Here is a 12,542-nt window from a genome sequence, read left to right on the forward strand (position 1 = left end):
GTCTCTGTTTTTAGGGTATGTTCAGTTTGGACAAATATGACAGGGCTTATACCAGTATCTTCCCCCGTCTTTGCGGGGCGGTTTTTTCCGGGCGCAACAAAAAGGCAGGGCCATCTCCAAAACGGAGACAGCCCTGCTTCATGCGCGTGGCCCGCAGGCCGGTCAAAAGGATACGATCAGCTGCATTTTAAATTGTGTTTCCCCAAATACGGCATGGGGAATCCCGGCCGGCATAATCAACGTCTCTCCCGCCGCCAGGGAAAAAACCTGATCCCCCACGGTAAAGCGGCCGGTCCCGTCCAGAACGGTCACCATGGCGTCCCCGCCGGAGGCATGGGTGGAAATCTCCTCCCCCCGATCAAACGCAAAGAGCGTCATACTGACCGCTTCGTTTTGCACCAGCGTCTTACTGACCACCTGCCCGTCCTGGTACTCCACCAGATCCCGCAGATGGAGCTTGGCGCGTTTTTCTATGTTTTTATACATGTCCGCCCTCCTCACTGTGTGTTCACTGCTAGTATGTGCTATCCTACCACACATGCTCTGGCAATATCAAGTAATTTCGGAGCAACGCCGGCCAGGCTCCGCGCGGCTTCGCTTGACACCTGCGCCCTGATTGGGCTAAAATGGACTGGAATTATGTGCAGATAAGGTGAGGAAACGCCCATGGCCAAAACCAATTCCCCCAAAAGCTACGGCAACGAGTCCATTTCCGCCCTGAAGGGCGCCGACCGGGTGCGCAAACGCCCGGGGGTCATCTTCGGCTCCGACGGGCTGGAGGGCTGTGAGCACGCCGTATTTGAGATCCTGTCCAACGCCATCGACGAGGCCCGGGAGGGCCACGGCAGCCTGATCACCGTCACCCGGTACGCCGACCGCTCCATCGAGGTGGAGGACTTCGGCCGGGGCTGCCCAGTGGACTGGAACGAGAAAGAGCAGAAGTACAACTGGGAGCTGGTATTCTGCGAGCTGTACGCCGGCGGTAAATATGACAACAACGCCGGGGACAACTATGAGTACTCCCTGGGCCTCAACGGTCTGGGCTCCTGCGCTACCCAGTACGCCAGCGAATTCTTTGACGCGGTGATCCACCGGGACGGCTTTGAGTATACACTCCACTTTGAAAAGGGAGAGAACATCGGCGGGCTGAAGAAGGTCCCCTATGACGGGAAAAAGACCGGCTCCCGCTTTCACTGGAAGCCCGATCTGGAGGTGTTTACCGACACCAATATCCCGGCGGAGTACTATCTGGATGTGCTCAAACGCCAGGCCGTGGTCAACGCGGGAGTGACCTTCCGCTTCCGCAACCAGGTGGGGGGAAAGTTTGAGACCACCGACTTCCGGTATGAAAACGGCATTGTGGACTACGTCCACGAGCTGGCGGGGGAAAAGGCCCTAACCACCCCCGTGTTCTGGCAGGCTGAGCGCAAGGGCCGGGACCGGGCGGACAAGCCGGACTACAAGGTGAAGCTGTCCGCGGCCTTCTGCTTCTCCAATACCGTGCAGCGCATCGAGCACTACCACAACTCCTCCTGGCTGGAGCACGGCGGCTCCCCGGAAAAGGCGGTGCGCTCCGCCTTTGTATCGGGCATTGACGCCTGGCTCAAGGGTCAGGGCAAGTACCAGAAAAACGAGAGCAAGATCACCTGGGCCGACGTGGAGGACTGCCTGGTGCTGGTGAGCAACAACTTCTCCACCCAGACCAGCTATGAAAACCAAACCAAGAAGGCCATCAACAACAAATTCATTCAGGACGCCATGACAGACTTCCTCAAGAGCCAGATGGAGGTCTATTTCATTGAGAATCCCTTTGACGCAGAGAAGATCGGCGAACAGGTACTGATCAACAAACGCTCCCGAGAGAGCGCGGAGAAACAGCGCCTGAACATCAAAAAAAAGCTTACCGGCAGCGTGGACATCACCAGCCGCATCCAGAAGTTTGTGGACTGCCGCACCAGGGATACCGAGCGGCGGGAGCTGTATATTGTAGAGGGCGACTCCGCCCTGGGCAGCGTCAAGCTCAGCCGGGACGCGGAGTTTCAGGGCATCATGCCCGTGCGGGGCAAGATACTCAACTGCCTCAAGGCCGACTACGCCAAGATTTTCAAAAGCGAGATCATCACCGACCTTTTGAAGGTGCTGGGCTGCGGGGTGGAGGTCAGCGACCGGCACGCCAAGGACATGGCCTCCTTTGACCTGGCCAATCTGCGCTGGAACAAGGTAGTGATCTGCACCGACGCCGACGTGGACGGCTTCCAGATCCGCACCCTGATTCTCACCATGCTCTACCGCCTCACCCCCACCCTGATCCAGAGGGGGTATGTGTATATCGCCGAGTCCCCCCTCTATGAGATCACCTGCAAGGAAAAAACCTGGTTTGCTTACTCCGACAAGGAGAAGAGCGATATTGTCAACGGGGAGCTGGCGGGCAAGAAGTGCGCCATCAACCGCTCCAAGGGCCTGGGCGAGAACGACCCGGACATGATGTGGCTGACTACCATGAATCCGGCCACCCGGCGGCTCATCAAGGTCATGCCGGAGGATGTGGAGCGCACTGCCGCCATGTTTGACCTGCTGCTGGGGGACAACCTCCAGGGCCGAAAGGACCATATCGCAGAGAACGGCTATAAATTCCTGGAGCTAGCGGACATCTCGTAGGCCGCCGCAAAGTTTGTCCACTCCGACAGGAAACGCCTTGACGCTGGAAAACGGGCGTGATAAAGTAGCCCTGCCAATTGAATTAGGGACTTCAGGTGCCGCCGGAAAGCGGCCTAACTGGGAAGCGGGGTGAAAAGCCCCCACGGAACCGCCGCTGTGAAAGGGCGGCCTGTCCCCATTGCGCCACTGGCCATTGGCCGGGAAGGCGGGGGCGGGCGATGGCCCTCAAGTCAGAAGACCTGCCTGTTGCGCCGTACAAAGCGCCGCGGATTTTCGGCGGAAGTACAGGGTTTTCAAACAGACCTCTCTGTGTTCCTTTGTCGGCATGCCCGGAATCGGAAATGGAGAGATTTTGATGCACAAGAAAAGAACCGGTATCCTCGCCCTGGTGGTCCTGTTGGTTCTCGCAGTTGCGGCCGCCGCCCTCTATACCATTCTGAAGCCCGCCCCCTCAGCCGGGAGCAAGACGATCACAGTCCATGTGGACCATCTGGAGGGGGAGGATACGGATTTTACCATCTCCACGGACGCGGAGTACCTCCGGCAGGCCCTAGAGCAGGAGGATCTGATTGCGGGCTCCGAGAGCCAGTACGGCCTGTGGGTGGAGACCGTGGATGGGGAGACCGCCGACGAAAGCGCCCAGGAGTGGTGGGGCTACACCGTCAACGGCCAGCTCTCGGAGTATGGCGTGGACACCCAGCCGGTGCAGGACGGAGATGCCTATGCGTTCACCCTCAATGTGGGCTGGTAAGAGGCGTCTGCGCCTGCGGGAGCTGTTGGAACTGGCGCTTTTGTGCGCACTGATGTTCGCCTTTAAGGAGGCCATGGCCGTCCTGCCCAATATCCATCCGGTGCTTCTGCTCATCCTGCTGGGGGTGCGCGTGTACGGCTGGCGGATCCTCTATTCCGTCTTCGGCTTTGTGCTGCTGGAGATCGGGGTCTACGGCGCGGGGCTGTGGACGCTGGTTTATCTGTATATCTGGCCCCTGGCGGCTGTTCTGGCCTTGCCCTTCCGGCAAAACGGCTCCCGTCTCTTCTGGGCCGCCTTCGCCGGGGTGTTCGGCCTGTGCTTCGGCGCGCTGTGTGCCATCCCCTATTTTTTCATGGGCGGCTGGCCCATGGCCCTGTCCTACTGGGTGGCTGGGATCCCCTTTGACCTGATCCACTGCGTGTCCAACACGGTGCTGGTCTTTGTTCTGCTGCCGCCGCTGGTTCGTCTGGTCACAGGGCTGAAAAACCGATAGCGCCAAAGGGAGCGGACGGCCGGTCCGCTCCCTTTCCTTGTGTGCCAAGAGTTGCGGGCGGTGGAAATTTATGCTACAATGGGAAAAAGATTTAGATTTTATACTGATGACAAGGACGGATACCAATGGCGAAGAAAAAAGCCCCCCAGGAGAGCGTGAAGCGGGTTGACAACCCCAACGTCATGGGCCTGCGGCCCGAGGTGCTGGAGCAGCCCATCACCGAGACCTTGGAGATCAACTATATGCCCTATGCCATGAGCGTAATCGTCTCCCGGGCCATTCCGGAGATCGACGGCTTCAAGCCCTCCCACCGCAAACTGCTGTACACCATGTACACCATGAAGCTGCTGGGGGGTGCCCGCACCAAATCCGCCAACATTGTGGGCCAGACCATGAAGCTCAATCCCCACGGGGATGCCGCCATTTACGACACCATGGTTCGCTTGAGCCGGGGCTACGGTGCCCTGCTCCACCCCCTGGTGGACTCCAAGGGCAACTTCGGCAAGGTATACTCCCGGGACATGGCCTGGGCCGCCCCCCGGTACACCGAGGCCAAGCTGGACGCTATCACTGGTGAGTTCTTCCGGGATATTGACCAGGACGCGGTGGACTTTGTGGACAACTACGACGGTTCCATGCAGGAGCCGTCCCTCCTGCCCACCACCTTTCCCAACATACTGGTCAGCGCCAACCAGGGTATTGCCGTGGGCATGGCCTCGAATTTGTGCGGCTTTAACCTGGGGGAGGTGTGCGACGCAGCGGCGGCCTATCTGAAGGACCCGGGGGTGGACCTGCTCTCCGTGCTCAAGGCCCCCGACTTTCCCACTGGCGGGGAGCTGCTCTATGATGAGGCCGTGCTGCGGGACATCTACCGCACCGGCCGGGGCTCCTTCCAGGTGCGGGCCAAGTGGCGCTACCTCAAGGCCGAAAATCTCATTGAGATCTATGAGATCCCCTATACCACCACAGCGGAGGCCATTATGGACAAGGTGGCCGAGCTGATCAAGGCGGGCAAGATCCGGGAAATCTCCGACATGCGGGACGAGACCGATCTGAACGGTCTGAAGCTGGCGGTGGACCTGAAGCGGGGAACGGACCCAGACAAGCTGATGGCAAAGCTCTTCAGGGCCACCCCGCTCCAGGACTCCTTTGCCTGCAACTTCAACATTCTCATTGCCGGCATGCCCCGGGTGATGGGTGTGGGTGAAATTCTGGAGGAGTGGACCGCCTGGCGGGCGGACTGCGTGCGCCGGCGCACCTACTTCACCATGAAGAAAAAGCAGGACAAGCTGCACCTGCTCAAGGGCCTGAAAAAGATCCTGCTGGACATCGACCGGGCCATCCGGATCATCCGGGAGACGGAGGAGGACGCGGAGGTCATCCCCAACCTGATGATCGGCTTCGGTATCGACCAGATTCAGGCTGAATACGTGGCGGAGATCAAGCTGCGCAACATCAACAAGGAGTATATTTTAAAGCGCATCGAGGAAACCTCCACCTTGGAAGAGGAAATTGCCGACCTGCAGGACTTGGTCAACAGTCCCAGGCGCATTCAGAAGGTCATCACCTCCGAGCTGGAGCAGGTGAAGAAAAAGTACGCCCAGCCCCGGCGCACGGAGATCGTGTATGAGTACCAGACGGCCGCGGCGTCTGAGCCAGAGGACGAGACGCCCGACTATCCGGTGCACGCCTTCCTTTCCCGGGAGGGGTATTTCAAGAAAATCACCCCCAAGTCCTTGAATATGAGCAGCGAGCAGAAGTACAAGGAGGGGGACGGCCCCTTCCTCCAGTGGGCGGCCAACAACCGGGATGAGCTGCTGGTGTTCACCGACGCCCAGCAGTGCTACAAGACTCGCCTGTCCGACTTTGACGACGCCAAGGCCAGCGTGCTGGGGGATTATCTGCCCACCAAGCTGGGGATGGACCCGGGGGAGAGCGTGGTGTGGGCCTGCGTAACCAGCGACTACAGCGGCCACCTCTTTTTCTTCTTCCAGAACGGCAAGGCCGCCCGGGTGGAGCTGAGCGCCTATCAGACCCAGACCAAACGCCGCCGCCTCACCGGCGCCTACTCGGACAAATCTCCCCTGGCCTGCGCCCTGCTGCTCCAGGAGGATACGGAGCTGGCGGTATATTCCACCGAGGGCCGGGTGGTGGTATTCCACACCGCCGCGCTTACCCCCAAATCCACCCGCTCCACCCAGGGCGTGAATGTCATGAATCTCAAGCCCAAATACCGCCTGGAGACCGTCAAGCCCCTGGATCAGACCCCCATTGTCAACGCCGCCCGCTATCGCGCCCGCAGCCTTCCCGTGGCGGGCATGCTGCTTCGGGAGGAGGACCGGGGGGAACAGCAGATGACTCTGCTGGATTCTTAAAAACCGAGGATTCCATATGAAACAGACGGCCAAAAAGTATATCCTGCCCTATCTCTGGATCACCCTGGCCTCGCTGGTGTACGCCGTGGGCTTCAACTGGTGCTTTGTGCCCAACCAGATCGGCTTCGGCGGTATTACCGGCGTGGGCCAGATTGTGAACCATCTGCTGCCCTGGGCCCCCATCGGCACGGTGGTGATTGTGTGCAACATTCCCCTGTTCCTTTTGGGATGGAGGCTGCTGGGCGGCCATCTGCTGGTCTCCTCCCTCTACGCCATGTTCATCTCCTCCCTGTTCATTGACCTGCTCACCGCCCTGTATGCCTTTCCCCCCATGGAGGAGCCGCTGCTGGCCTGCATTTTCGGCGGCGTGCTCATGGGCGCCTCCCTGGGCGTGGTCTTTCTCCAGGGCGCCACCACCGGCGGCACCGATCTGATGGCCCGGCTGCTCAAGCTGAAAATGGCCTGGCTGCCCATGGGCAAGCTGCTCATGGCCATCGATCTGGTGGTCATTGTGGCCGTGGCCGTTACCTTCCGCAGCCTCTACAGCGGCCTGTACGGGCTGGTGGCCCTATATATCTCCTCTCTGGTCCTGGATGGGGTGCTCTACGGTCTGGACAACGCCAAGGTGGCCTATATCATCAGCGACCGGCCCCGGGAGATCACCCAGGCCATCATCCACGACATTGACCGCGGCGTCACCATTCTCCACGGCCAGGGCGGCTGGTCCGGTGCGGAGAAGCAGGTGCTGCTGGTGGCCTTCAAGCAGCGGCAGATCGTCCCCCTGAAACGGACGGTCAAGGAGATCGATCCCTCCGCCTTTCTCATCGTATGCGAAGCCCATGAGGTCATGGGCGAGGGGTTCCGGGAGTATAAACAAAACGACATCTAGCCCCTGTACAAGGGCTCTGTCCGCCCCGGGCCTTGAACACATCCCGGGGAAAGAGGGGAGTGAGGCGCGCGTGAAACGGGTTCTTCCGACACTGCTGCTGGCGGGCATACTGCTGCTCTCTGGCTGTTCCGCCATGCTGAACCGGCCCTATGTGGTGGTCAGCTCCCACCCGGAGCATCCGGGCACCGGAGAAGACCCCTCCACCATCAGCGTAAGCACCTATTCCGAACTGGTCAGCGCGGTGCTCTATTTCGTCTCCCAAACCGCGCAGGAGGGCCATGTCCAGCTCACCGACTACGCCGGAGATGTAGAGGCCGACCTGAACGCCGCCTGCCTGGAGGTGGCCAAGGACGATCCCCTGGGCGCATATGCGGTGGATTTTATCAAAAATGACTATACCCGGGTGCTCACCACTTATGAGGCCAATCTTTACATCACCTACCGCCGCACCCCGGAACAGGTGCGCAGCCTGGTCAATGTCACCGGCGCTTCCGCCATCCGTCAGGTGCTGGGGGAGGCCCTGTCCGAGTTCCGCACCGAGGTGGCCCTGCGGATCGGCTATTTTGCCGAGGACGAGGCCTATATCCGCACGCTGGTCCGCCAAGCCTACTATGACACCCCTGCCGCCGCCCTGGGCATGCCGGATGTGTCCGTCTCCCTCTATCCCGACCAGGGCAGCCAGCGGATTGTGGAGCTTCAGCTGACCTATGCCGACACGCCCGAGGTCCTGCAGGAGAAGGGGCGGGCGCTCCTGACCGCGGCGGAGCAAAGCGCCTCGGTCATCCAGGCCCAATCCCATGGCCCGGAAGAGCTGTTGGACGCTCTTCTGCTCCAGGTTCCGGACTGGGTTCGGTACGCGCCCTTCGGCCCTGGCACGGCCTGGGACGCCCTGGTGGGCGAGGGGGGCGACGACGAAGGCGTGGCTCTGGCCCTCCAGCTGCTGTGCGACCTGCTGGAGATGGATGGATCCGTGGTGGAAGGGACCTTGGACGGCGCCCCGCACTTCTGGAATCAGCTGACCGATTCCTCCGGTGAACCCCGCTATGTGGATCTGAGCCGGGGCGGCACGCCTCAGCTGCTGTCCGGCGAGGCCCTGGCCGAGCTGGGCTATGCCTGGGGTGAAAATTCCCCCGTCCCGGCGGCGGCCGCTCCCTCCGTCGAGGAAAATGGGCCAGATGTGAAAAAAAGCTCTTGACATCGGCAGGAAATCCCGCTATAATACCATTTGTCGCTGCAGGTGTAGCTCATCTGGTAGAGCGCCACCTTGCCAAGGTGGAGGTAGCGAGTTCGAGCCTCGTCACCTGCTCCAAACAAAAAACGACTTGCTTCGGCAAGTCGTTTTTTGTTTGGGCTACGGCGGCAGAGCCGCCTACGCTCCGACTTCATTTTTAACGGCGGAACTGAAGCCTAAACAATTCTTCGCTTTGCTCCTAATTGACACGGCAAAGGCCGCGCCCTGCCCTGCGGGATCCCCTTGTCAGAGCGCCCCTTTCCCGTATGAAAGGGCTTTTTTGTCCCTTGCCGCACCCCCCGGTTTGGACAGGGATTTCATTTTGTCTATTCCGCTTTTTCGCCCCGGCACGGTATAATGGGGAAAATGAGCAGAGGAGGCGCATTATGGGCGCTGTTGTGGAACGATTCGGCGGGCTGGTGGCCGCCCAGGCGTCTGCCCACCCCGGGCGGGCCCGCTGGCTGCTGTCCTCCGCCTACCGGCTGGTGGGGGCCCAGATGCGCTATATCCCCCCCAAGGGAATGAGCCCCGCCCGCAGCTACATGCAGTCGGTCACCTCCCCTATGATGGGCAAGGCCCTGTCCAGGCCGGGAACCTGCGCCTGTGTCAACGTATTTCTCCCCTGTGAGCTGCTCCACGCCATGGACATTACCCCCATGATCCCAGAGGGGCTGTCCTGCTACCTGGTATCCACCGCCGCGGAGCGGCCCTTTCTCCAGGCCGCCGAGGAGCACGGGGTGCCGGAGAGCTACTGCTCCTATCATAAGCTGTTGCTGGGGCTGGCGGAATCCGGGGTGCTGCCCGCGCCCCTGTGCGTGCTCAACACCTCCCTGGCCTGCGACGCCAATCAGCTCACCTTCCGCCGACTGGCGGAGCGGTACGGGGTCCCCCGCTTCACCGTGGACGTGCCCATGGGGACTTCCTCCGCCGACCTGGACTATGTGGCCGACCAACTGCGGGCCATGGGGGCCTTTCTGGAGAAATGCTCCGGCAGGCGGCTCGACCCGGAGCGCCTGCGCCTGGCCATGGAGCGCAGCCGCCGGACCGTGGAGGACTACCGGCGCTATCTGGACGGGCGGGCCAGCTGCTCCCGCACGGAGGAGCTCAGCGCCGAGATGTTCGCCGTGATGGCCCTGCACCCCCTGCTGGGCACGGAGGAATCCGCCCGCTTCGCCGCCCTGCTGGCCCGGGAGACCATCGCCCGCCCCGGCCCAAGCGCTGGCAAGCGCATCCTGTGGATGCACACCGTTCCCCACTGGCAGGCGTCCATGATGGAAGTGCTCAGCAAAAGCGGGCGGTGTGAGATCGTCGCCTGCGACATGAATTACGAGGGCCTAGCGGAGATCGACCCGGACCGCCCCTATGAATCCATGGCCCGCCGCCTGCTGGAGAGCGGCTACAACGGCGGGGCGGAGCGCCGGGTCCGGCGCTCCCTGGACATGGCCCGCCGCCTGAATGCGGACGGGGTGGTGTACTTCTGCCACTGGGGGTGCAAGCAGACCTCCGGCGCGGCCCAGTACGCCAAGCGCACACTGGAGGACGCAGGCTTCCCCACCCTGGTGCTGGACGGGGATGGCTGCGACTCGGGCAATGTAAACGACGGGCAGATGCTCACCCGGCTCCAGGCCTTCCTGGAGCAGCTGGAGGGATGACCATGGGAACATTCGGCTACACCTGCAAATACACCCCCCTGGAGCTGCTCTCCGCCTTTGGCGGGCAGCCCGCCCTGCTTAACCGGGAGTCCCCCGACTTCGAGTACGCCGAGGGGCTCACCCACAACCACTTCTGCTGCCATGCCAAGGCCGTGCTGGAGGAGTGCCGCCGGGACGGGCTTCAGGAGCTGGTGCTGGTCAACTGCTGCGACTCCATCCGCCGCGCCTATGACGTGCTCCGCGTCCAGGGGACGCCGGAGTTTCTGTTCCTGCTGGACCTGCCCCACCACGACGACGGCTGCGCCCGGGCCCGGCTGAAGGGGGAACTGCTTCGCCTAGCGGCGGAGTACGGGGCCTATACCGGACGGGAATTTGACCCGGCGGCTTTTCGCGCCGCCTTCACCCCCCGCCGGGAGCCTCCGGACGGCCCCTATCTGGCCGTGGTGGGGGCAAGGGCGGGGGAGAGGCTGCTGGCCGCCCTGCGCTCCTCCGCCCCCCTGCCGGTGGAGGACTTCACCTGCGGCGGCAACCGCTTTGTCCCCCCGCCGGAGGAGCTGTCCGGCTTTGACACGCTGATGGACTGGTACGCCGGGGCGCTGCTGTTCCAGCTGCCCTGCCTGCGCATGGACGAAATCGGCCGCCGGGAGGAGCTGTTTCAGCAGCCAGGCCTGGCGGGGCTGATCTACCACACGGTAAAATTTTGTGACTACTACTCCTTTGAGTACGAGGCACTGCGCAAGCACACCCGTCTGCCCCTGCTCAAGCTGGAGACCGATTTCACTCCCCCCGCCTCCGGCCAGCTGTCCACCCGGCTGGAGGCCTTTGCCGAAGGGCTGAGCCTCCCCGTTGCCCGGCCCGCCGCCCGCCGCCGGGGGCGGTATGTGGCGGGCATCGACAGCGGCTCCACTACCACCAACGCGGTGGTGCTTGACCTGGAGGGCAATCTGGCGGCCAGCGCCATCGTGCGCACCGGCCCCAAGGCCCAGGAGGGGGCGCGCAAGGCCTTTGCCGCCCTGGGGGGCTTTGCCCCGGAGGACATGGCCGCCATTGTGGCAACCGGATACGGCCGGGCCAATATCCCCTTTGCCACCGGGGCGGTGACCGAGATCACCTGTCACGCCCGGGGCGCCCACCGGCTCCGCCCGGAGGCCCGCACGGTCATCGACATCGGCGGCCAGGACAGCAAGGTCATCTGCCTGGACGGCGCGGGCGGGGTGAAGAACTTTGTCATGAACGACAAATGCGCCGCAGGCACGGGCCGCTTCCTGGAGATGATGGCCCGCACCCTGGAGGTGGACCTGGAGGAGATGGGCCGGCTGGGCCTGCGCTGGGAAAAGGAGCTGACCATTTCCAGCATCTGCACCGTGTTCGCCGAGTCGGAGGTGGTGTCCCTCATCGCGGACAACCACAGCGCGGCCGACATTGTCCACGGGCTGAATCAGTCGGTGGCAGTCAAAACCGCCGCCCTGGTCAGCCGGGCCGGGGGCGGCCCTGGCTACATGATGACCGGAGGCGTGGCCCGCAACCAAGGCGTGGTGGAGGCCATTGAGGCCCGGCTGGGGGAGCGGCTGTGGATCGGGGAAAACCCCGACCTGTGCGGCGCCCTGGGGGCAGCCCTGTTCGCCCTGGACTCGGTGCGCAGCCAGACCTGAACAAAAAAATTGGAGCCGGGGCCCCCATGGCCCCGGCTCCGCCTTTTCATACGTATTTCGCCAAAACGCCTCTTACTCGTCCCAGTCGGCGTAGTCATCCTCTTCCCGGGCGCGGCGGCAGCAGGGCTTCTCTCCCCGCAGGGACTTGACCCGCTCCACAAAATCCATAATGCAGTCCCAATAGCGGATCACGGCACAGGCCAGGCCGGCCACGACCCCAAGAACCACCAGGAACTTGACCACACCTGCAAAAAACTTCTTCATAGCCATAAGCCTCCTTGTTCATTCTCACAAAATCCACGGTTTTGTTCAGTGTACCTGTTTTCCGTACAAATTACAAGTAGCCCGCGTAACTTTTTTCCCTTGTATTTTGTACAAAAATAGACTACAATAGAACAACGAATGAAAAGAAATCACCTCCGCCCACCGGCGGAGCTCCTGCCAGGTATTTTCCACGAAAGGAAGGGATTCCATGAAGCTGCAAACCGAAAAGGGCGAGATCTCCATCAGCAACGAGGTGTTCTCCAATATCACCGGCGCGGCCGCAGTCAACTGCTACGGCGTGAAGGGGATGGCCGTCCGCTCCAAGACCGACGGGCTGGTACACCTGCTGCGTAAGGAGTCCATGTCCAAAGGGGTTAAGGTGACCTATCACGAGGACAACAGCGTCTCCATTGAACTGCACATCATCGTGGACAACGGCGTCAACCTCATGGCGGTCAGCCGCTCTATTATGAGCGAGGTGCGCTACATCGTCAGCCAGTACACCGGTGCCCAGGTCCGCAGTGTGGATGTGTGCATTGACTCCATGGTCATCGGCTGAGCGATCCACGCCCTGCGC

At 61.9% G+C, this 12,542-nt stretch carries 11 protein-coding genes, 1 tRNA gene and 1 riboswitch; of the genes, 10 read left to right on the forward strand and 2 right to left on the reverse strand.

The genetic code is table 11. The features are described from left to right. Positions 1-162: 162 nt before the first annotated feature. On the reverse strand, positions 163-486 hold the full coding sequence (locus tag H9Q75_RS11135) for a cupin domain-containing protein (protein ID WP_186567100.1): 324 nt from the start codon (positions 484-486) through the stop codon (positions 163-165). 180 nt (positions 487-666) lie between these two features. Between H9Q75_RS11135 and H9Q75_RS11140 the strand changes: the two genes are divergently transcribed. From H9Q75_RS11140 to H9Q75_RS11180, 9 genes are all read left to right on the forward strand, one after another. After that, a complete protein-coding gene (locus H9Q75_RS11140; protein WP_186567102.1) occupies positions 667-2,658 on the forward strand; it encodes a DNA gyrase/topoisomerase IV subunit B in 1,992 nt (663 codons plus the stop codon). 76 nt (positions 2,659-2,734) lie between these two features. Continuing rightward, a riboswitch (cobalamin riboswitch) is annotated at positions 2,735-2,919 on the forward strand. A gap of 94 nt (positions 2,920-3,013) precedes the next feature. Continuing rightward, positions 3,014-3,409, forward strand: a complete 396-nt coding sequence (locus tag H9Q75_RS11145; RefSeq protein WP_186567104.1) for a DUF4430 domain-containing protein — start codon at positions 3,014-3,016, stop codon at positions 3,407-3,409. Then, a complete protein-coding gene (locus tag H9Q75_RS11150; protein WP_186567106.1) occupies positions 3,381-3,902 on the forward strand; it encodes a hypothetical protein in 522 nt (173 codons plus the stop codon). Before H9Q75_RS11145 ends, H9Q75_RS11150 begins: the two co-directional genes overlap by 29 nt. Positions 3,903-4,027: 125 nt before the next feature. Beyond that, positions 4,028-6,277, forward strand: coding sequence for a DNA gyrase/topoisomerase IV subunit A (locus tag H9Q75_RS11155; RefSeq protein ID WP_186567108.1), 2,250 nt, complete (start codon positions 4,028-4,030; stop codon positions 6,275-6,277). Positions 6,278-6,293: 16 nt separating this feature from the next. Further along, entirely contained in the window at positions 6,294-7,166 is an 873-nt protein-coding gene (locus H9Q75_RS11160; RefSeq protein WP_186567110.1) for a YitT family protein, read from the forward strand. 70 nt (positions 7,167-7,236) lie between these two features. Then, the gene (locus H9Q75_RS11165) at positions 7,237-8,361 is read left to right on the forward strand and encodes a hypothetical protein (protein ID WP_186567112.1); all 1,125 of its coding nucleotides are present in this window, start codon (positions 7,237-7,239) and stop codon (positions 8,359-8,361) included. 38 nt (positions 8,362-8,399) lie between these two features. After that, positions 8,400-8,475 (forward strand) — tRNA-Gly (locus tag H9Q75_RS11170). A 308-nt stretch (positions 8,476-8,783) separates the two neighbouring features. Continuing rightward, positions 8,784-10,049: a 2-hydroxyacyl-CoA dehydratase subunit D gene (locus H9Q75_RS11175; RefSeq protein ID WP_207720833.1), complete on the forward strand. Its 1,266-nt coding sequence runs from the start codon at positions 8,784-8,786 to the stop codon at positions 10,047-10,049. A gap of 2 nt (positions 10,050-10,051) precedes the next feature. Then, positions 10,052-11,701: an acyl-CoA dehydratase activase gene (locus H9Q75_RS11180; protein ID WP_186567114.1), complete on the forward strand. Its 1,650-nt coding sequence runs from the start codon at positions 10,052-10,054 to the stop codon at positions 11,699-11,701. Positions 11,702-11,773: 72 nt separating this feature from the next. Here the strand turns inward: H9Q75_RS11180 and H9Q75_RS11185 are convergent, their stop codons facing one another. Continuing rightward, positions 11,774-11,965 (reverse strand): hypothetical protein, encoded by a 192-nt coding sequence (locus H9Q75_RS11185; protein WP_186567116.1) that lies wholly within the window; start codon positions 11,963-11,965, stop codon positions 11,774-11,776. Positions 11,966-12,173: 208 nt separating this feature from the next. Between H9Q75_RS11185 and H9Q75_RS11190 the strand changes: the two genes are divergently transcribed. Continuing rightward, complete coding sequence (locus H9Q75_RS11190; protein WP_186567118.1) at positions 12,174-12,524, forward strand: Asp23/Gls24 family envelope stress response protein; 351 nt, start codon at positions 12,174-12,176, stop codon at positions 12,522-12,524. Positions 12,525-12,542: the final 18 nt, after the last annotated feature.

The sequence above is a fragment of the Lawsonibacter celer genome (assembly GCF_014281125.1).
GTDB lineage: Bacteria > Bacillota > Clostridia > Oscillospirales > Oscillospiraceae > Lawsonibacter_B > Lawsonibacter_B celer.

Bases quoted from the DNA above. Each gene is read 5' to 3' on its own strand.
- H9Q75_RS11135 (WP_186567100.1), bottom strand. From the start codon at position 486: ATGTATAAAAACATAGAAAAACGCGCCAAGCTCCATCTGCGGGATCTG.
- H9Q75_RS11140 (WP_186567102.1), top strand. From the start codon at position 667: ATGGCCAAAACCAATTCCCCCAAAAGCTACGGCAACGAGTCCATTTCC.
- H9Q75_RS11145 (WP_186567104.1), top strand. From the start codon at position 3,014: ATGCACAAGAAAAGAACCGGTATCCTCGCCCTGGTGGTCCTGTTGGTT.
- H9Q75_RS11150 (WP_186567106.1), top strand. From the start codon at position 3,381: ATGCGTTCACCCTCAATGTGGGCTGGTAAGAGGCGTCTGCGCCTGCGG.
- H9Q75_RS11155 (WP_186567108.1), top strand. From the start codon at position 4,028: ATGGCGAAGAAAAAAGCCCCCCAGGAGAGCGTGAAGCGGGTTGACAAC.
- H9Q75_RS11160 (WP_186567110.1), top strand. From the start codon at position 6,294: ATGAAACAGACGGCCAAAAAGTATATCCTGCCCTATCTCTGGATCACC.
- H9Q75_RS11175 (WP_207720833.1), top strand. From the start codon at position 8,784: ATGGGCGCTGTTGTGGAACGATTCGGCGGGCTGGTGGCCGCCCAGGCG.
- H9Q75_RS11180 (WP_186567114.1), top strand. From the start codon at position 10,052: ATGGGAACATTCGGCTACACCTGCAAATACACCCCCCTGGAGCTGCTC.
- H9Q75_RS11185 (WP_186567116.1), bottom strand. From the start codon at position 11,965: ATGAAGAAGTTTTTTGCAGGTGTGGTCAAGTTCCTGGTGGTTCTTGGG.
- H9Q75_RS11190 (WP_186567118.1), top strand. From the start codon at position 12,174: ATGAAGCTGCAAACCGAAAAGGGCGAGATCTCCATCAGCAACGAGGTG.